We start from the raw sequence: 17,187 nt of genomic DNA on the forward strand, positions 1-17,187 counted from the left end.
CGACGGATTTTGACGCCGCCTTGACGAGGCGGGGACGGCCGTGAACAACCCTCAATTGCCCGATGATTCGTGCACATCCCGTAGCGGGACGGCCGACCTGTGGGCTGCCCCTCACCCGCCGGGACGCTTTGCCTCGGATCTACGGGGAACGCCGGATCCGGGCGGGTCGAGCGGGCCGAACGCCGAACGGACCAGGCGGTTCGCCTCCTCCTGGTCGACGTCGGTGGCGACCAGGAGATCACTGGCCGCCGTCCGCACCTGGGCGACCACCACCGCCCCGGAGAAGTCGACGCCGGCGCGGTAGGCGCGACCGGCCTCGGCGACCGCCCGCAACGCGGACTCCCGGCACCGGGTCGGCTCCGGCGTGCCCCGGGCGAATTCCTTGCGCAGCGTGCGGGCCGCGTCGGCCAGCGCGGACACCGCGTCCGGCATGGGCTCCGGCACCCGCTCGCCGTCCGCGATCAACGTGACCGCCCGCCGGATCAGCGTGCCGCTGTTGCGCATCGCCCGGTCCACCGGCTCGACCGCCTTGGCGTACCGGCCGAGCGGCCCCTCCCGGGCGGTCCAGTAGACCGGCGAGAGCGTGGCGGCCTCCCGTGCGCCCTGCGCCGCCTCGCCGAAGGAGCCCATCTCCTTCTTGTTGTCCCGCAACCGGTCCCGGGCGGCGCGCGCCGCCTCCGCGTCCCGCTCGCGCAGCGCGTCGGCGGTGCGGTCCAGCTGCTCGGCGAGCAGGTCCAGGGCGGGGCCGGCGGCCCGGTTGATGATCCGCAACGGATTGAGCGGCAGCAGCACCGCGGTCACCAGGAGGGTGGCTCCGCCACCGATGAGCGCGTCGAGCACCCGGGGCGCCTCCAGGTCCGGCACCGTCGGCGTCAGCGTGCCGATCAGCACCGCCGTCGCCCCGGCCTGGACCACCAGCGCCGGGCTGCGTCCGACGAACGCCGCCACCACCACGGCCAGCGCGACGATCAGACCGAGCTGCCAGGCGCCGACCCCGACCACGCTGATCAGCAGGTTCCCGATCAGGATGCCGACCGCCACACCGATGATCAGTTCGACGGTACGGCGCACCCGCTGGCCGACCGAGGCGGCGAGCGCCACCACCGCCGAGATCGGGGCGAACACGGGTTGCGTGATGTCCAGCAACGAGTCCGCGACCCACCAGGAGAGGCCGGCCGCGAGCCCGGCCTGCGCGGCCAGCCCCGCGCCCGCCCGGACCCGGCGGAAGCGGTCGACCAGCAGCGCCGGCGCGGACCGCAGCCGGCGGATGAGCGGCCGGTCACCGGCGGCCCGTCCACTGCCCCCGCGTCCTCCCGCACCGGCCACGGCCGCGCGTACCCGCTCCCCGGCGGAGCAATCCTGCGGCACGCCGGGAGGGCGCAGCGGGCACTCAGCGGCCGGCGTTCGCGACCAGCGCCTCGGCGACCTCGCGCACCTTGCGGTTGGCGTCCTGGGACAGCTTCGACAGCAGCGCGAACGCCTCGTCCGCCGAGCAGCGCCGTTCGCCCATGATGATGCCCTTGGCCTGCTCGATCACCGCCCGGCTGCGCATCGCCTCCTGCATCTGCCGGGCCAGCGTGGCGGCGCTGTCGTAGAGGTGGGCGTTGGCCAGCGCGACGGCGGCGTACGCGGCGAAGTTCTCGGCGCTGCGGACGGCCACGCTGTCGAAGGCGTGCGGGGCCACACCGTACATGTTGAGCGCACCGGTGACCGCCTCCTGGATCGGCAGCCCGACCGACAGCGAGCTGCCGATGCCCGCCGCCCGGGCGTGTGCGGCCCACTCCGGCCAGCGCTCCTCCACGGCCAGGTCGGGCAGCGAGATGCTGGCCGCGCTGGCGGCGGCGTCCAGGCAGGGTCCCCGCTCGTTCCGGTACTGCCACTCGTCGAGTTGCCGGGCCAGGTCGCTGGTGCAGGCGGCGCTGGAGTTCCGGCCGCCCTGGGCCAGCGTCACGGTGACGTGGGCGCTGCCCGGGACGGTCTGGTTGGCCAGCTCGGCGACGCGCCGCAGGACGTCCTCCAGGCTCACCTCGTCCAGCCTGATCCGGCTCAGCTCGGCGAGCGCCTCGCCGGGGTCCGTGCTCGGGGCTGCCATGGCGATCCTTGTCGATGCGGTGACGGCTGTCACCGCCAAGCTACCCGCCGGGCCGGACGCCGGCACGGGAACCCGGGCGTGCGAAGCCGCGCGGACCGACGTAACGTCGGAGACCGGGTCAAGACATGTGCCCTCCACCCGCTCACGGCCGCATCACGGCCGGGAGCGTCGCGCGAGTTCGTCGTGTGGGAGGTGCCATGTTGGAGGATTTGCCGGTTTTCGGCCGTCATCACGTTCCCACCGCGTCCGGATCGTGGCGACCGGACGAGCCGATCATGTGGTTGAGCTGCGAGGTCCACGGGGACGTGACCACGGTCTCGGTCGCCGGCGAGGTCGACCTCAGCAACGCGCACCTGCTGGCCGAACTGCTGGAGAACGTCGCCGGGGTGCGGGCGCCGTTGGTGGTGGTCCACCTCGCGGAGGTCACGTTCTTCGGCGCGCACGGCACCGAGGCGCTGGTGCGGGCCCGACGGCTGCTGCGCGAGCGGGGCGGGCGGCTGGTGCTGTGCCGTCCCTCGCGGGCGGTGCGCCGCGTGCTCGACGTCACCGGCACGCTTCCCGGCTTCGAGATCGTCACCCGTCTCCCGCCGGACGGGGTCGACCACCGGCCGGCACGTCCGGTCGCCCCCGGCGGAGCGGGGGTCGTAGAGTTGTCCGGTAGCTGACGTCCCGAGCGGGGCGTCACGAACGAGCGTCAAGAAGCGGCGCCGGCCCCGATCCTTCCCGGATCGGGACAACGGTCCGTTGTCGCGGGCCGTCCCGCCACCAGCCGTCCCCCGGTTCAGGGGCGACGGCGTCGCTTCCCACAAGGACGTCACAGCTCATGCCGCAGGCCCACCCCGACCTCGCCGCAGCCTTGATCAGACTCGGACGGATCAAGTACGACGAGGTCGACGTCGACGTGGTGTTGTCGATCATCGCCCAGGTCGCCAAGGACGCGATCCCGGGCACGGCCGAGGTCTCGGTCACGCTGGTCCAGGGCGCGACGGCGTACACCGCCGCGCACACCGGCGAGCTGGCCCTGACGCTGGACGAGTGGCAGTACGAGCAGGGCCGGGGCCCATGCCTGGACGCCGCGACCACCGGCGCCGCGATGCTGGTGCCGGACATGGCGGCGGAGAGCCGGTGGCCGGAGTGGGCGGTCCGGGCCCACCGGGCGGGCGCCGCGAGTTCCCTCTCGATCGGCCTGCCCATCCAGGAGGCCATGGTCGGGGCGCTCAACATCTACGGCGCGGCCCCGCGGGTCTTCGACGAGCAGGTCGACCTCGCGCAGACGCTCGCCGGGTACGCCGCCATCGCGCTGGCCAACGTCCACCTCTACGAGAGCACCGCCACGCTGGCGCAGCAGATGCAGGAGGCGATGCAGAGCCGGGCCGTGATCGAGCAGGCCAAGGGCATCATGGGTCGGCGCCGGTGCTCGGCCGAGGAGGCGTTCGCCATCCTGGCCCGGGTGTCGCAGGACTCCAACCGGAAGCTGCGGGAGGTCGCCGAGTCACTCGTCGACCGGGCGGTGCACGGCGGTCGCGACTGAGCGGCGGTGGCCGGTCAGCGCGGCATCGCGCGCCAGCCGGAGCCGCTCGCCCGCCACGCCCCGGCGAGGATGCTCGCCGAGCCCCGGCTCGGGCACTGCTGGATCTTGGACCGGCCGGCGGCGCCGCCGATCTGCGCCTGCACCTGCCACTGGCTCCCGTCGGTGCGGATGTAGACGTCGCGCCGACCACGCGGGTTGCTGACGCCGTTCCACCAGTGTTCCTCCACCACCATGACGTGACCGTACCGCAGCCGGTATGGTCCGGCCCACACCAGATCCGCGGGCCGGACCTCGCCGGGGTCAGCCGTCCAGCCGTCGGACCATGTTCATGATGGTCTCGACCTGGGCACCGCCCTTGATCGGGTAGTTCGTGGCGCCGAGGTATCCCCACCAGTCCCAGCAGCCGTTCGGGTTGACCGGGGTGGCGGTCGCCTGGGGGTAGAGCACGATCAGCCGGTTGGTGTCGGCGTACTGGTTGAGGTTGGCCCGGTCGACGAACGCGGTGCCGACCTTGGCGTAGCCCTGGGCGCAGCCGTGCAGGGCCACCAGCAGTCGGCAGGTGGTGCCGGCGGCGCAGGAGCTGGGCACGTACGCGAAGCCGTTGCCGTCCATGCTCAGGCCGTTGGCCCAGCCGTTGACCGCGAAGCTGTCCTGGCCGAAGCGGATCAGGGTGCCGCCGAGCGGGCCGGTGTTCGGCGCGGCGACCGAGCCGAGCAGCTTGCCGAGGAAGGCGCCCTGCGGGTCGGTGCCGCAGTCGGCGAGGTACGGCGAGGCGGTGGCGGTGCAGCCGACCGTGCCGTAGGGCGTGACCCAGGAGTGCCCGGCGGCGCTGCCGGAGTCGTAGCGGACGCTGGCGCCGAAGTCCTGGTAGTACCGGACCAGGTCGTCGGTGACCGATTTCTTCACGGTGGCGTCGTTGTTGCCGTGGTAGACGTACACCGGCTGGCCGGAGAGGTTGCCGGTGCCGTCGATCCAGCCGTACCCGGCCCAGGCGCGGGTGTACGTCTCCAGGTTGCCCACGTACGTCGGGTAGAGGTTGTCGCCGCAGCCGTAGAGCGCCTGCGGGATGGTGTTCTGCGCGCAGTAGTAGGGCCCGGCCGCGAAGATCGCCGCGCCCCGGACGCGGGCCGAGTAGGCGACCTGGAGCTGGGTGGCCATGTAGCCGCCGGAGGAGACCCCGGCGACGTAGACGGCCGAGACCGGGTACGAGCGCAGCGAACCGGCGACCGGCGTCTTGGTCCAGGGGGTGGTCGCGGCCCGGGCGGCGACGCCGCCGGGCAGGACGAGCAGGAGTGCGGCGGCGAGGGTGGTGACGGCCTTCCACGGTGTCTTCATGGTGTTCTCCCGTCGGAGTGCCGGTGGGACGACCGGCGTGCCGGCACCGTAGCGTGACATTGACCACAGCAGATATCCGCACCGTCGACACCTCGCCCGAGGCGGCGGTGTGGGCCGACCACCCCGAAAACTCCTGGATCGTCGCCGCCGCGCGGGCTAGCGTCCCGGACGACGTCACTCCGAGACCGTGAAGAGGGTGTTTTGGTGCCCGTGCCGACCGCGCCGAACCGGATCGACCCGCCCGCAACCCTCTTCTGCCATCGGAGCGACCACCATGGATCTGCCACGTAGCTTCACCATCCGCGAGGGTGACCTCCGCGTCCTCAACCCGATCGACGAGGCCAAACTGGCCACGCTCGGCCGGGCGATCAGACTTACGCCCGGTGCCGAGCTGCTCGACCTGTGCAGCGGCAAGGGCGAACTGCTCTGCACCTGGGCCCGGGACCACGCGATCACCGGCACCGGGGTCGACATCAGCACCGTCTTCACCGCCGCCGCCCGGGACCGCGCCGCCGGGCTGGGCGTCGCCGACCGGGTCCGGTTCGTGCACGGCGACGCCGCCGCGTACGTCCCGGAGCGTCCGGTCGACGTGGCCTGCTGCGTCGGCGCCACCTGGATCGGCGGCGGCGTCCCCGGCACCCTGGAACTGCTCGACCGCGCACTCCGGCCGGGCGGCATGGCGCTGGTCGGCGAGCCGTACTGGCGGATCGACCCGCCCGACGAGGAGACGGTGGTCGGGTCGCACGCCCGGTCCCGGGACGAGTTCCGCGACCTGCCCGGCCTGGTCGCGCTCTTCGGCGAGTGCGGCTGGGACCTGGTCGAGATGGTCCTCGCCGACCAGGACAGCTGGGACCGGTACGCCGCCGCGCACTGGCTGAACCTGCGCCGCTGGCTGGACGCCAACCCGGACGACGAACTGGCCCCGGAGCTGCGGCGGGAGCTCACCGAGGACCCGCTGCGGTACGTCCGCTTCCAACGCGAACATCTGGGTTGGGGAGTTTTCGCGCTGCTGCGTCGCTGACGCCGCCCGACGCCCGGCCGACGCGTCGACACGCGCCGGCCGGGCTTAGCGGATCGCTACGGAGGGTAAAGCCAGATCATGGGACAGTTGCGCACCTCGCCGCCGCCGCCACAGGCCACCGAGCTGGAGCGGTGGGTGCTCGACACCCCCGAGCAACTGCGCGACGTCCGCGCCTCGCTGCGCGACGCGCTGAACCGGCACGGGCTGGTGCAGGGCGAGGACCTGGACGAGGTGCCGCACATGGTCCTGCTCGTCGTCACCGAGCTGGCCAGCAACGCCCTCCGGCACGGCCGACCGCCCACCATCGTCACGCTGCTCGCCACCGACGACTGCTTCCTGCTCGACGTGGCCGACCACGACGTCAGCTCGGTGCCGGAGCTGTCCGACATCCATCCGCTGGACTCGGGCGGACGAGGGCTGTTCCTGGCCCAGTCGATCTCGCTCGACGTCGGCTGGTACTCCACCGCCACCACCAAGAACATCTGGGCGTCGTTCTCCCGGTGAGGTGGCCACGACCGGTCGACGGGACGGCGCGGTGGGTGGGCCCGCCGGCGCCCGACGCCGAGCCGCCGACGGACCCGCCGGTCTAGAAGCCCGCCACCGGGTGCGGGACGTACGGCGCCTCCAGCGCCGCCACCTCCTCGTCGGTCAGCTCCAGGTCCAGCGCGGCCACCGCGTCGGTCAGGTGGTGCGGCTTGGTGGCGCCCACGATCGGCGCGGTCACCGCCGGGTTGCGGGCCACCCAGGCCAGCGCCACCTGGGCCCGCGGCACACCGCGCTGCTCGGCCACCCGGGCCACCGCGTCGATCACCGCCCGGTCGTGCTCCTCGGTACGCGCGTAGAGCGTGCGGCCGAACTCGTCGGTCTCCGCCCGCGCGGTCCGCTCCTGCGGGTCCCGGGTCAACAGCCCTCGGGCCAGCGGGCTCCACGGGATCACCGCGACGCCCTGGTCGAGGCAGAGCGGCAGCATCTCCCGCTCCTCCTCCCGGTAGAGCAGGTTGTAGTGGTTCTGCATCGAGACGAACCGGGTCCAGCCGTGCCGCTCGGCGAGCCAGAGCGCCTTGGCGAACTGCCACGCGTACATCGACGAGGCGCCGAGGTAGCGGACCTTGCCGGCCCGGACCAGGTCGTGCAGGGCCTCCAGCGTCTCCTCGATCGGCGTGCCCGGGTCGAGGCGGTGGATCTGGTAGAGGTCCACGTAGTCGGTGCCGAGCCGGCGCAGGCTCGCGTCGATCTCGCTCATGATGTGCTTGCGGGACAACCCGCCCCGGTTCGGACCCGGCCCCATCCGGCCGTGCACCTTGGTCGCGATCACCACGTCGTCGCGGCGGGCGAAGTCCTTCAGCGCCCGGCCGACGATCTCCTCGCTGGTGCCGTCGGAGTAGACGTTCGCGGTGTCGAAGAAGGTGACGCCCAGCTCCAGCGCCTGCTGGATGAAGGGGCGGGCGGCGTCCTCCGGCAGCGACCACGGGTGGCCGCCCCGGCTCGGCTCGCCGTAGCTCATGCAGCCCAGGCAGAGCCGGGACACCTCCAGGCCGGTGGACCCGAACTTGACGTAATCCATGGGGTCCATCCCATCACCGGTGAGCGGGGAGCGCAGGGCGTGGCGGTCAGTCGCCGTCCTCGCCGCCGGACCCGGCGGTGGCTGCCGGGGTGTCGCCCCAGACCGCCTTCGCACCCGAGTCGCCCACCCGGTAGACCTGAACCAGGTTCGCCGCCGCCACGACCACCGCGAGCACGGCCACGACCACGCCGAGCGCGCCCGGCCCGGCCGTCCGGGTGTCCCCGGCCGGACGGTCCGCCCGCCGGTGCAGCCAGACCAGTGCGACCGCGGCCACCAGCAGCGGCAACGCGAACCAGATCAACTGGTCGCCCAGCGCGGCGTGCCGACCCGGGTCGCCGACCCGCCGTTCCAGGCTCTCCCCGCTCTCGGTGGCGAGCGGGACGGCGGCGGTGGCCAGCGCGGCGACCAGCACGACGAGCCAGCCGAAGCGCCCGCGCCAGGCCGGTCGTACGGCCAGCGCGACCACGCCCAGCGCGGCCAGTGGCAGCAGGACCACCACGGCGTGCACCACCAGCGGGTGCAGCGGCAGTCCGTTCACGGAGTCGGGCACGGTGTCTCCTCGGCGGTCGGGGCGGAAGCCGGTTCGGCCCTCACAGTGCCCGCCGTTTCTTGCGAAGTTCTTGCGGCCGGCCCGCCCGGAACTCAGCCGGGCGGCAGCAGCAGCGTGAAGGTGGCGCCCCGACCCGGCGCGCCGGTCACCTCGACGGTGCCCCGGTGCGCCCGCGCCACGTGCTGGACCAGGGCGAGGCCGAGACCGAACCGCCGGCCGGCGCCGGCCGTGCCGTGCGCGAACCGGGCGAAGAGCCGGTCCGTCTCGGTCGGGTCCAGACCGACCCCGTCGTCGGCGACCTCGGCGGCGACCCGACCGTCGCGCCCGGCCACGGTCACCGTGACGTGCCCGCCCGGCGGCACGTGCCCGAGGGCGTTGTCCACCAGCGCGGTCACCGCCCGCCGCAGGGCCGGGCGGGCACCCCGCACCGGTGCCGGCCCGGCCGCCTCCAGCCGCAGCTCCACCTCCCGCTCCCGGGCGTACGCGGACATGCTCGCCACCACCTCGCGGGCGACCTCGGCCAGGTCGACCTGGGTGTCCGGCAGCGGCTGGTGTTCCGCGGCGGCCGACACCAGCAGGTCCTCGACCACCTCGCCGAGCGCCCGGGTGTCCGCCACCAACTGGTCCAGCTCCCCGGTCAGCCGCCCCGCCGGCCGGTCGCGGGCCCGCCGGGCGAGCAGTTGCGCCCGGGTGTGCAGCACGGTCAGCGGGGCGCGCAGCTCGTGCGAGGCGTCCGCCACGAACCGGCGCTGCATCCCCAGCGCGGTGGCCAGCGGGGCGACCGCCCGCCGCGCCAGCAGGGTGGCCGTGACCAGCGCGCCGGCGAGCCCGGCCAGCTCGGCGACCAGCAGGGCGAGACCGAGCTGGCCCTGCCGGCGGCGAAGCGGGGCCAGGTCGGCGGCGACCGCCCAGTCGCTGCCGTCGGGCCGCCGCTGCACCACCACCCGGACCGGCCGGTCGTCGCCGGCGGACGCGTCGTGGCGGCCGGGCGGACGCCGTACCGCCGAGTCGAGCACCCGGGTCAGCGCCGGCGACGCCCCGGGGGTCACCTCGACGGCCGTGCCGCCGGGACGCCGCAGCGCCAGGAACTGTCCGGGCGGGGGATCGTCCACGTCCTCGGCCGCGGCCAGCACCCGGGTCAGCTCGTCGTCCAGGGCCCGCGACTCCTGCCGACTGGTCAGCACGAACATCAGCGTGCCCACCAGCAGCAGGACCAGCCCGATCGCCCCGGCGGTCTGGACCACGCTGTGCCGGCGGGCGCGGGCGAGCCGGGCCTCGTCCACCTCAGCCGCCCCCGAGCCGGTAGCCCAGCCCGTGCACCGTGCGGACGGCGTCGCGGCCCAGCTTGCGGCGCAGGTGGTGGACGCAGGCGTCCACGCTGCCCGGCGCGTCGGCCCGGTCGAAGGCGGCGCTGAGCAGCTCGGCCCGGGTGAAGACCTTGCGGGGCCGCCCGGCGAGCGCGTGCAGGACGGCGAACTCGCGGGCGGAGAGCGGGATCTCCGCGGCGCCGTCGACCACCTGACGGTTGCCCACGTCGAGGCGGCCCCGGCCCAACGGCAGCCAGTCCGCTCCCGCCGGGTGCCGGCGGCGCAGCGCGCGCAGCCGGGCCAGCAGCTCCGCCACCTCGAACGGCTTGACGAGGTAGTCCTCGGCGCCGGCGTCCAGTCCGGCCACCCGGTCGTCCACCGCGCCCCGCGCGGTGAGCAGCAGCACCGGGCAGGTCACCCCGTGCGCCCGGAGCCGGGTGACCAGCTCCAGGCCGTCCAGCGCCGGCAGCCCCCGGTCGACCACCATCACCTGGTAGTCCCGGGTCAGCGCCCGGTGCAGGCCGAGATGCCCGTCGCCGGCCACGTCCACCGCGTACCCCTCGTCGGCGAGCAGGTCGGCCAGCAGCTCGGACAGCGCCGGGTCGTCCTCGACCAGCAGCAGGCGGGTGGGGCTCTCCACCCGGCCAGTATTCACCCGCGCGGACGGCCCGCCGGCCGGTCAGTGGTCCTCGGCCGGAATCGGGTCGTCGTACTGGCCGGACGGGCCGACCAGGGCCTCCCCGCCCACCAGCGGCCAGGCGTTGGGTGCGCAGCCGTGCAGCCCGAGCGTCTGCTGCACCATCACCGGCGCCGGACCGCCGGCGGCGGGGCAGCGCTCGTGACCCCGGCCCAGCCGATGGCCCACCTCGTGGTTGAGCAGGTACTGCCGGTAGAGGTCGAGGTCGGCCACGTGCGGCACCCCGTACACCCAGCGGGCCACGTTGATCACGACCCGGTCGCCGTTGCGGCAGGAGGTGTAGCGGTCGGTGGGGTCGCCGCAGAGCCCACCCCGGGTCAGCGGTGTGGTGAGCAGCACGGTGAAGTCGGCCGGCCCGTCCCGGCCCACCCGCTGCAACCGCCACCGGCCGTCCCCGGTCCAGCCGCGCGGGTCGGCCAGCGTCGCGGCGACCTCCCGGGCGAAGCGTTCCACGTCCACGTTGCGGATGCCGTCCTCGACCGCGACCCGGTAGCGCAGCAGCTCACCGGAGCGACCGGCCACCGCGCCGGTGGTGTCGGCGGTCCGGAAGCCGCCGCCACCCCGCAGCGGGTAGGTGATGCCGGGCGGCACCCGACCGGCCGCCGGGACCGGCGACGCCGGGGCGGCCGTCGCCGTCGGGCGCGGGGCGGGCACCTGCGCCGGCACGGTCCGCTCCACGCCGGCCGAGGCCAGCAGGTCCGGGTGCCGGCGCAGGGCGTATCCGCCGCCGGCCGCGAGACCGGCCGCGACGAGGGCCGCCACCAGGAGCGGGACGCCGGCCCGGGACCGCCGTCGCCGCCGGTGCAGACCCCGGTCGTACCCGCCCACGTCGATCTCCGTCCGTCGCCCGCCCGCGCTCCGGGCAGGAGTACGGATGCCAGGGCCGGACGGTTGAACCCGCGGGCCGGGTACCGTCGGTGGTGGGGTGAGCGACCTGCCGCCTGTCGGATTCAGGGGGAGCCACCCGTGTCATCAGCCGAGCAGCTGCTCGACGACGCCCTCGCGGCGGCGCGCGGCACCGACGTACGCGCCGCCGAGCGGGCCCTCGACCGGCTGGTGGTGGGCGCCGGCGCGGACGTCGACGCGGCCCTGCTGGCCCGGCTCACCCGGGCCGTCGGCCGCCTCTGGCCGCGCGGCTGGCAACCGGTCGACCTGGACCGCCTCGCCGTCCGCCGGTTGACCCCGCGCGGCGCCCGGCTGCTGCGCGACGGCGTGGCCGCCCAGCGGCGGACGCTCCCGGACCCGGTCCCGGCCTGGTTCGACGAGCAGGTCACCGACCTGGGCGCCCGCTGGGACACGGACGCGGGCTGGCTGGACCGCCGCGCCGACGGCGACCGGATCACCGCCCTGCGCGATGCCGTCGACGCGCTCGTCCTGGTCGAGGGGCTGCCGCCGATCGCGTCGCTGCGCCCGCCGCCCGGCTCGGCCGCCGTCTCCCGCGCCGCCGTCCCGGCCACCGGTTCCCGGATGCTCGACCGGGTACGCGCGCTGCTGGCCAAGGCCGAGTCGACCGGTTACCCGGCGGAGGCGGAGGCGTTCACCGCCAAGGCGCAGGAGCTGATGGCCCGGCACAGCATCGACGCGGCGTTGCTCGACGCCGCTGCCGACCGGCCGGACCGCCCGGGCGGGGTACGCCTCGGCACCGACGCCCCGTACGCGGCGGCGAAGGCGCTGCTGATCCAGGAGGTGGCGGCGGCGAACCGGTGCGAGTCGGTCTGGTCCGACGACCTGGGCTTCGCCACCGTGCTCGGCTTCCCGGCCGACCTGGCGGCGGTGGAGCTGCTGCACACCTCGCTGCTGGTGCAGGCCACCGCCGCGATGCTGCGCGGGCGCACGGAACGCGGCCGGGCCGGTGGACGACGCACCAAGGTCTACGACGAGTCGTTCCTCAACGCGTTCGCGCTGCGGATCGGCGAGCGGTTGCGGGCGGCCAGCACGGCGGCGGCCGAGGAGCGCGACGACGACCGTCTGCTGCCGGTGCTCGCGGCCCGCTCGGACGCCGTCCGGGAGCGCCTGGACCAGCTCTTCCCCGGCACCACCCGGCACCGGCTCCAGGTCCGCGACGCGGACGGCTGGACCTCCGGCACCAGCGCCGCCGACCGCGCCTCCCTCGACCCGACCGCCCCGGCGCGCCGGCCGCTTCGCGGGGCCCGCTGACTTTCTCGGCGATGATGTCGGATCGGGCGGCCCGGCTCCGACCCGTCTGCGAGGCGCCACCGACGGTGGCCCCGATCCGAGGAGTGAGACGTGAAGTACATGCTGCTGATCTGGAACCGGCCCGGCTTCGTGGAGGAGCTGTCCGAGGCGGAGCGCACCGCGATCTTCGGCGAGGTCGACGAGATCATGAAGGAGCTGACCGAGTCCGGTGAGCTGGTCGGCGGGGAGGCGCTGGCCCACCCGTCGCAGGCCCGGACGGTGCGGGCGGCGGCCGGCGGCACCGAGATCACCGACGGCCCGTTCGTGGAGAGCAAGGAGCAGTTCGCCGGCTACCTGACGGTGGACTGCGACACCCCGGAGCGGGCCGCCGAGATCGCCGCCCGCTGGCCGGACGTGCGGCACGGCTTCGGCGTGCTGGAGGTGCGCGCGGTCATGGAGCAGGCCGGGACGGAGATGTGACCGACCGGGCGGTCGAGGATCTGCTGCGCACGCTGGCGCCGCAGGTCCTCGGCGTGCTCGTGCGCCGGCACGGCCAGTTCTACGCCTGCGAGGACGCCGTCCAGGAGGCGCTGCTGGCCGCCGCCACCCAGTGGCCGGCGCAGGGCGTCCCGGACCACCCCCGGTCCTGGCTGGTCACGGTGGCGACCCGCCGGCTCACCGACGAGTGGCGCAGCGAGCACGCCCGCCGGGAGCGCGAGGTCGCGGTGGCGGTCCGGCAACCCGCGTACGCCACCGTCGCGCCGGCCGCCGACGAGGAGCCGCCGAGCGGCGACGACACGCTGCGGCTGCTGCTTCTCTGCTGCCACCCGGCACTGCCGGTGAATGCCCAGGTGGCGCTCACGCTGCGGGCGGTGGGCGGCCTGAGCACCGCCGAGATCGCACGGGCGTACCTGGTGCCGGAGGCCACCATGAGTCAGCGGATCCGCCGCGCCAAGCAGCGGATCGAGGCGAGCGGGGCGCGCTTCACGCTGCCCTCGCCGGCCGACCGGGACGAGCGGCTGGGCGCGGTGCTGCGCGTGCTCTACCTGATCTTCAACGAGGGCTACACCGCGTCCAGCGGCGACGCGCTGCACCGGGCCGAGCTGACCGGGGAGGCGATCCGGCTGGCCCGGGAGCTGCACCGGCTGCTCCCGACCGACGGCGAGGTGGCCGGGCTGCTGGCCCTGATGTTGCTCACCGACGCGCACCGGGCGGCGCGCACCGGCCCGGACGGGGAGCTGGTGCCGCTGTCCGAGCAGGATCGCACCCGCTGGGACCGGGCCGGGATCGACGAGGGCATCGCGCTGGTGACCGAGGCGTTGACCTGGTCGGCGCCGGGCCCGTACCAGGTGCAGGCGGCCATCGCGGCGGTGCACGCGGAGGCGCCCACCGCCGCCACCACGGACTGGCCGCAGATCGTGGCGCTCTACCGGGTGCTGGCCCGGATCGCCCCGAACCCGATGGTCACGCTGAACCAGGCGGTCGCGGTGGCGATGGTGGACGGGCCCCGCGCCGGCCTCGCACTGCTCGCGCCGCTGGATGCCGACGACCGCACGGCCGGCCACCACCGGCTCGCCGCCGTCCGGGCACACCTGCTCGAGCTGGCCGGCGACCGCGTCGCCGCCCGGGCCGCCTACCTGGCCGCCGCACGGGCCACCACCAGCCTGCCCGAGCGCCGCTACCTGGAGGTACGGGCCGCCCGCCTGGCCGCCGACCGATGAGTTCCGGCGTCCCGGGAGGTCCACCCGTCATGGGAGAGGTCTTCAGTCAACTGTCGATGTCGTTGGACGGCTATGTGGCGGCCGCGGGGCAGAGCCTGCAGGACCCGCTCGGGCGTGGCGGCCTGCGGCTGCACGAGTGGCTCTTCGCCACCGAGAGCTGGCGCGCGGAGCACGGCCTGAACGGCGGCGAGCGCGACGTCGACGCCGAGTTGGTCGAGGAGATGATCGAGGGCGTCGGCGCGTACGTGATGGGCCGGCGCATGTTCGGCGGCGGCGAGGGCCGGTGGGACCTCGGGTGGACCGGATGGTGGGGGGACGACCCGCCGTTCCGGGTCCCGGTCTTCGTGCTGACCCACCACCGGAGGGAACCGCTGCCGATGGCGGGCGGCACGGAGTTCCACTTCGTCACCGACGGGATCGAGGCGGCGCTGGAGCGGGCCCGGGCGGCGGCCGGTGACCGGTCCGTCTGTGTGGCGGGAGGCGGCGGCACAGTACGCGGCTACCTGGCGGCGGGCCTGCTCGACTCGCTCTGGTTGCACGTGGTGCCGATCGTGCTGGGCGGCGGCACGCCGCTGTTCGACGGGCCGCTGGACGTCACCCTGGAGCAGGAGCGGGTGGTCGCCGCACCCACCGTCACCCACATCCGCTACCGGGTACGCCGCTGACCCGCACGCACGCCGGGCCGGCGCGAAGGCCGGCCCGGTGGGGTGTGCGAGTCGTACGTCAGCTCTTGAAGGCGTCCTTGATCTTCTCGCCGGCCTGCTTGAGCTTGGCGCCGGCCTGGTCGTTGCGGCCCTCGGCCTCGAGGCGCTCGTTGTCGGTCGCCCGGCCGACGCCCTCCTTGACCTTGCCCGCGGTGTCCTGGGACGCGTTGTCGATCTTGTCGTCGAGACCCATGGTGAACCTCCACTCAGCAGTTGCGTGACGACAACTGGTTACCCCGCCGGCCGCCGGCCCAATCACCTGTCACCCGATCGGGCGGAACCGCCGCAGACGCAGGCTGTTCGCCACCACGAACACCGACGAGAAGGCCATCGCCGCGCCAGCGAGCATCGGGTTGAGCAGCCCGGCTGCGGCCAGCGGCAGCGCCGCCACGTTGTAGGCGAACGCCCAGAACAGGTTGCCCTTGATGATCGCCAGGGTGCGGCGGGACAGCCGGATGGCGTCCGCCGCGGCCCGCAGGTCGCCCCGGACCAGGGTCAGGTCGGCGGCCTCGATGGCCACGTCGGTGCCGGTGCCCATGGCCAGCCCGAGGTCGGCCCGGGCCAGCGCGGCGGCGTCGTTGACCCCGTCGCCGACCATGGCGACCACCCGACCCTCGCCCTGGAGCCGCTCGACCACTGCCACCTTGTCGGCGGGCAGCACCTCCGCGATCACCTCGTCGATGCCCACCTCGGCGGCCACCGCGTGCGCCACGGTGGCGTTGTCGCCGGTGAGCAGCACCGGGGTGAGCCCCAGGTCGCGCAGCCGGTCGACCGCCGCCCGGCTGGTCGGCTTCACCGCGTCGGCCACCGCGAGCACCCCCCGGGCCCGGCCGTCCCAGCCGGCCAGGACCGCCGTGCGGCCGGCGGCCTCCGCGCCGGTCGCCGCCCGCGCGACCTCCTCGGGTACGACGAGACCGCGCTCCCCCAGCAGCCGCGCCCGACCGACCACCACGCTGCGGCCGTCGACCGTGCCGGTCACGCCGAGCCCCTCGGCGTTGGCGAAGTCGGTGACGGCCGGCAGCGGCCCGGCCTCGACCGCCGCCTCGGCCACCGCCCGGGCGATCGGGTGCTCGGAGGCCGCCTCCAGCGCGCCGGCCAGCCGGAGCAGTTCCCCGGCGTCCTCGCCGTCGGCGGGCAGCACCTCGGCCAGCGCCATCCGCCCGGTGGTGACGGTGCCGGTCTTGTCCAGCACCACGGTGTCGACCTGTCGGGTCGACTCCAGCACCTCCGGCCCCTTGATCAGCACGCCGAGCTGCGCGCCGCGCCCGGTGCCGACCAGCAGCGCGGTCGGGGTGGCCAGGCCGAGCGCGCAGGGGCAGGCGATGATCAGGACGGCCACGGCGGCGGTGAACGCGGCGGTAGGACCGGCGCCGGTGCCGAGCCACCAGCCCAGCGTGCCGGCGGCCAGGGCGATCACGATCGGCACGAAGACCCCGGAGATCCGGTCGGCCAGCCGCTGCACGGCCGCCTTGCCGGTCTGCGCCTGCTCCACCAGCCGGGCCATCTGGGCGAGCTGGGTGTCCCCGCCGATCCGGGTGGCGCGGACCACCAGCCGGCCACCGGCGTTGACGGTCGCGCCCACCACGGCGTCGCCCGGCCCGACCTCGACCGGCACCGACTCGCCGGTGAGCATGCTGGCGTCGACCGCGGAGGTGCCCTCCTCGACCACCCCGTCGGTGGCGACCTTCTCCCCGGGCCGGACCACGAACCGGTCGGAGACCGCGAGCTGGTCGACCGGGATCCGGGTCTCCTGCCCGCCGCGCAGCACCGCCACGTCCTTCGCGCCCAGTTCGAGCAGGGCACGCAGGGCGGAGCCGGCGGTGCGCTTGGCACGGGCCTCGAAGTAACGCCCGGCCAGGATGAAGACGGTCACCCCGGCGGCGGCCTCCAGGTAGATGTTGCCGGCGCCGTCGCCCCGGGTGATGTCGAAGCGGAACGGGTGCGTCATCCCGGGCATACCCGCGTCGCCGAGGAAGAGCGCCCAGAGCGACCAGCCGAACGCGGCCAGCGTGCCGAGCGAGACCAGGGTGTCCATGGTCGCCGCGCCGTGGCGCAGGTTGACCAGCGCGGCCCGGTGGAACGGCAGCCCGCCCCACACCACCACCGGAGCGGCCAGCGTGAGCGAGGCCCACTGCCAGTGGTCGAACTGCCAGGCCGGCACCATGGCCAGCACGATCACCGGCAGGGTCAGCACCGCCGAGACCCACAACCGGGTACGCGCCCCGCGCAGTTCGTCCACCGGCTCGGCGCTCATGGTCGCGTCCGCCCGGGCGGGCGGCGGCGGCACCGCGGCCGTGTAGCCGGTCTTCTCCACGGTGGCGATCAGGTCGTCCGGCGTGACCTCGTCGGCGTACCGGACGGTGGCCTTCTCGGTGGCGTAGTTCACCGTGGCCTCGACGCCGTCCATCCGGTTGAGCTTCTTCTCGATCCGGGCGGCGCACGACGCGCAGGTCATGCCGCCGATCGCGAGTTCGATCAGGTTCGGCGCGGTCGGAAGCGTCTTTCCCGTGGTGGTCATCGCGGCACCTC

19 protein-coding genes are annotated in these 17,187 nt (G+C 74.7%); 8 read left to right on the forward strand and 11 right to left on the reverse strand.

Annotation, left to right across the window (positions count from 1 at the left end; genetic code table 11):
• Positions 1-111: 111 nt before the first annotated feature.
• Together CO540_RS16630 and CO540_RS16635 are read right to left on the reverse strand one after the other, a co-directional pair.
• Positions 112-1,269, reverse strand: coding sequence for an aromatic acid exporter family protein (locus CO540_RS16630; protein WP_371682303.1), 1,158 nt, complete (start codon positions 1,267-1,269; stop codon positions 112-114).
• Between the two features lie 121 nt (positions 1,270-1,390).
• Positions 1,391-2,092, reverse strand: coding sequence for an ANTAR domain-containing protein (locus CO540_RS16635; RefSeq protein ID WP_091583022.1), 702 nt, complete (start codon positions 2,090-2,092; stop codon positions 1,391-1,393).
• A gap of 275 nt (positions 2,093-2,367) precedes the next feature.
• On the opposite strand from CO540_RS16635, the gene CO540_RS16640 reads away from it, so the two are divergent.
• Both CO540_RS16640 and CO540_RS16645 read left to right on the forward strand, forming a co-directional pair.
• A complete protein-coding gene (locus CO540_RS16640; RefSeq protein ID WP_253865985.1) occupies positions 2,368-2,757 on the forward strand; it encodes an STAS domain-containing protein in 390 nt (129 codons plus the stop codon).
• Positions 2,758-2,915: 158 nt separating this feature from the next.
• Complete coding sequence (locus tag CO540_RS16645) at positions 2,916-3,623, forward strand: GAF and ANTAR domain-containing protein (RefSeq protein ID WP_099162761.1); 708 nt, start codon at positions 2,916-2,918, stop codon at positions 3,621-3,623.
• A gap of 14 nt (positions 3,624-3,637) precedes the next feature.
• Here CO540_RS16645 and CO540_RS16650 read toward each other — a convergent pair whose 3' ends face one another.
• Together CO540_RS16650 and CO540_RS16655 are read right to left on the reverse strand one after the other, a co-directional pair.
• Positions 3,638-3,856 carry a hypothetical protein gene (locus CO540_RS16650; protein ID WP_091584256.1) on the reverse strand — a complete coding sequence of 73 codons (219 nt, stop codon included), beginning with the start codon at positions 3,854-3,856 and terminating at the stop codon, positions 3,638-3,640.
• 67 nt (positions 3,857-3,923) lie between these two features.
• The gene (locus tag CO540_RS16655; protein WP_099164794.1) at positions 3,924-4,958 is read right to left on the reverse strand and encodes a PHB depolymerase family esterase; all 1,035 of its coding nucleotides are present in this window, start codon (positions 4,956-4,958) and stop codon (positions 3,924-3,926) included.
• Between the two features lie 274 nt (positions 4,959-5,232).
• Between CO540_RS16655 and CO540_RS16660 the strand changes: the two genes are divergently transcribed.
• The gene (locus tag CO540_RS16660; protein WP_099162762.1) at positions 5,233-5,979 is read left to right on the forward strand and encodes a cyclopropane-fatty-acyl-phospholipid synthase family protein; all 747 of its coding nucleotides are present in this window, start codon (positions 5,233-5,235) and stop codon (positions 5,977-5,979) included.
• A 78-nt stretch (positions 5,980-6,057) separates the two neighbouring features.
• The gene (locus tag CO540_RS16665) at positions 6,058-6,483 is read left to right on the forward strand and encodes an ATP-binding protein (RefSeq protein ID WP_099162763.1); all 426 of its coding nucleotides are present in this window, start codon (positions 6,058-6,060) and stop codon (positions 6,481-6,483) included.
• 82 nt (positions 6,484-6,565) lie between these two features.
• Here the strand turns inward: CO540_RS16665 and CO540_RS16670 are convergent, their stop codons facing one another.
• The 5 genes from CO540_RS16670 to CO540_RS16690 all read right to left on the reverse strand — a co-directional run bounded on the left by CO540_RS16670 (position 6,566) and on the right by CO540_RS16690 (position 10,925).
• The gene (locus CO540_RS16670) at positions 6,566-7,543 is read right to left on the reverse strand and encodes an aldo/keto reductase (RefSeq protein WP_091584263.1); all 978 of its coding nucleotides are present in this window, start codon (positions 7,541-7,543) and stop codon (positions 6,566-6,568) included.
• A gap of 46 nt (positions 7,544-7,589) precedes the next feature.
• On the reverse strand, positions 7,590-8,093 hold the full coding sequence (locus CO540_RS16675; RefSeq protein WP_099162764.1) for a DUF2231 domain-containing protein: 504 nt from the start codon (positions 8,091-8,093) through the stop codon (positions 7,590-7,592).
• A 92-nt stretch (positions 8,094-8,185) separates the two neighbouring features.
• On the reverse strand, positions 8,186-9,376 hold the full coding sequence (locus tag CO540_RS16680; RefSeq protein WP_099162765.1) for a cell wall metabolism sensor histidine kinase WalK: 1,191 nt from the start codon (positions 9,374-9,376) through the stop codon (positions 8,186-8,188).
• 1 nt (position 9,377) lies between these two features.
• Positions 9,378-10,040 carry a response regulator transcription factor gene (locus tag CO540_RS16685; RefSeq protein WP_099162766.1) on the reverse strand — a complete coding sequence of 221 codons (663 nt, stop codon included), beginning with the start codon at positions 10,038-10,040 and terminating at the stop codon, positions 9,378-9,380.
• A gap of 39 nt (positions 10,041-10,079) precedes the next feature.
• A complete protein-coding gene (locus CO540_RS16690; protein WP_099162767.1) occupies positions 10,080-10,925 on the reverse strand; it encodes a DUF3152 domain-containing protein in 846 nt (281 codons plus the stop codon).
• Between the two features lie 138 nt (positions 10,926-11,063).
• On the opposite strand from CO540_RS16690, the gene CO540_RS16695 reads away from it, so the two are divergent.
• From CO540_RS16695 to CO540_RS16710, 4 genes are all read left to right on the forward strand, one after another.
• A complete protein-coding gene (locus CO540_RS16695; RefSeq protein ID WP_099162768.1) occupies positions 11,064-12,254 on the forward strand; it encodes a DUF2786 domain-containing protein in 1,191 nt (396 codons plus the stop codon).
• 99 nt (positions 12,255-12,353) lie between these two features.
• Complete coding sequence (locus CO540_RS16700) at positions 12,354-12,713, forward strand: YciI family protein (protein WP_253866747.1); 360 nt, start codon at positions 12,354-12,356, stop codon at positions 12,711-12,713.
• Complete coding sequence (locus CO540_RS16705) at positions 12,710-13,954, forward strand: RNA polymerase sigma factor (protein WP_099162770.1); 1,245 nt, start codon at positions 12,710-12,712, stop codon at positions 13,952-13,954. Before CO540_RS16700 ends, CO540_RS16705 begins: the two co-directional genes overlap by 4 nt.
• A 29-nt stretch (positions 13,955-13,983) precedes the next feature.
• The gene (locus tag CO540_RS16710; RefSeq protein WP_099162771.1) at positions 13,984-14,619 is read left to right on the forward strand and encodes a dihydrofolate reductase family protein; all 636 of its coding nucleotides are present in this window, start codon (positions 13,984-13,986) and stop codon (positions 14,617-14,619) included.
• Positions 14,620-14,677: 58 nt separating this feature from the next.
• Here CO540_RS16710 and CO540_RS16715 read toward each other — a convergent pair whose 3' ends face one another.
• Together CO540_RS16715 and CO540_RS16720 are read right to left on the reverse strand one after the other, a co-directional pair.
• On the reverse strand, positions 14,678-14,851 hold the full coding sequence (locus tag CO540_RS16715) for a CsbD family protein (protein WP_013283784.1): 174 nt from the start codon (positions 14,849-14,851) through the stop codon (positions 14,678-14,680).
• Positions 14,852-14,920: 69 nt separating this feature from the next.
• The gene (locus CO540_RS16720) at positions 14,921-17,176 is read right to left on the reverse strand and encodes a cation-translocating P-type ATPase (RefSeq protein WP_099162772.1); all 2,256 of its coding nucleotides are present in this window, start codon (positions 17,174-17,176) and stop codon (positions 14,921-14,923) included.
• Positions 17,177-17,187: the final 11 nt, after the last annotated feature.

It is taken from the genome of Micromonospora sp. WMMA2032 (assembly GCF_002688545.1).
GTDB lineage: Bacteria > Actinomycetota > Actinomycetes > Mycobacteriales > Micromonosporaceae > Micromonospora > Micromonospora sediminicola.

Bases quoted from the DNA above. Each gene is read 5' to 3' on its own strand.
- CO540_RS16670 (WP_091584263.1), bottom strand. From the start codon at position 7,543: ATGGATTACGTCAAGTTCGGGTCCACCGGCCTGGAGGTGTCCCGGCTC.
- CO540_RS16700 (WP_253866747.1), top strand. From the start codon at position 12,354: ATGCTGCTGATCTGGAACCGGCCCGGCTTCGTGGAGGAGCTGTCCGAG.
- CO540_RS16640 (WP_253865985.1), top strand. From the start codon at position 2,368: ATGTGGTTGAGCTGCGAGGTCCACGGGGACGTGACCACGGTCTCGGTC.
- CO540_RS16665 (WP_099162763.1), top strand. From the start codon at position 6,058: ATGGGACAGTTGCGCACCTCGCCGCCGCCGCCACAGGCCACCGAGCTG.
- CO540_RS16660 (WP_099162762.1), top strand. From the start codon at position 5,233: ATGGATCTGCCACGTAGCTTCACCATCCGCGAGGGTGACCTCCGCGTC.
- CO540_RS16715 (WP_013283784.1), bottom strand. From the start codon at position 14,851: ATGGGTCTCGACGACAAGATCGACAACGCGTCCCAGGACACCGCGGGC.
- CO540_RS16645 (WP_099162761.1), top strand. From the start codon at position 2,916: ATGCCGCAGGCCCACCCCGACCTCGCCGCAGCCTTGATCAGACTCGGA.
- CO540_RS16710 (WP_099162771.1), top strand. From the start codon at position 13,984: ATGGGAGAGGTCTTCAGTCAACTGTCGATGTCGTTGGACGGCTATGTG.
- CO540_RS16635 (WP_091583022.1), bottom strand. From the start codon at position 2,092: ATGGCAGCCCCGAGCACGGACCCCGGCGAGGCGCTCGCCGAGCTGAGC.
- CO540_RS16720 (WP_099162772.1), bottom strand. From the start codon at position 17,176: ATGACCACCACGGGAAAGACGCTTCCGACCGCGCCGAACCTGATCGAA.
- CO540_RS16655 (WP_099164794.1), bottom strand. From the start codon at position 4,958: ATGAAGACACCGTGGAAGGCCGTCACCACCCTCGCCGCCGCACTCCTG.
- CO540_RS16650 (WP_091584256.1), bottom strand. From the start codon at position 3,856: ATGGTGGTGGAGGAACACTGGTGGAACGGCGTCAGCAACCCGCGTGGT.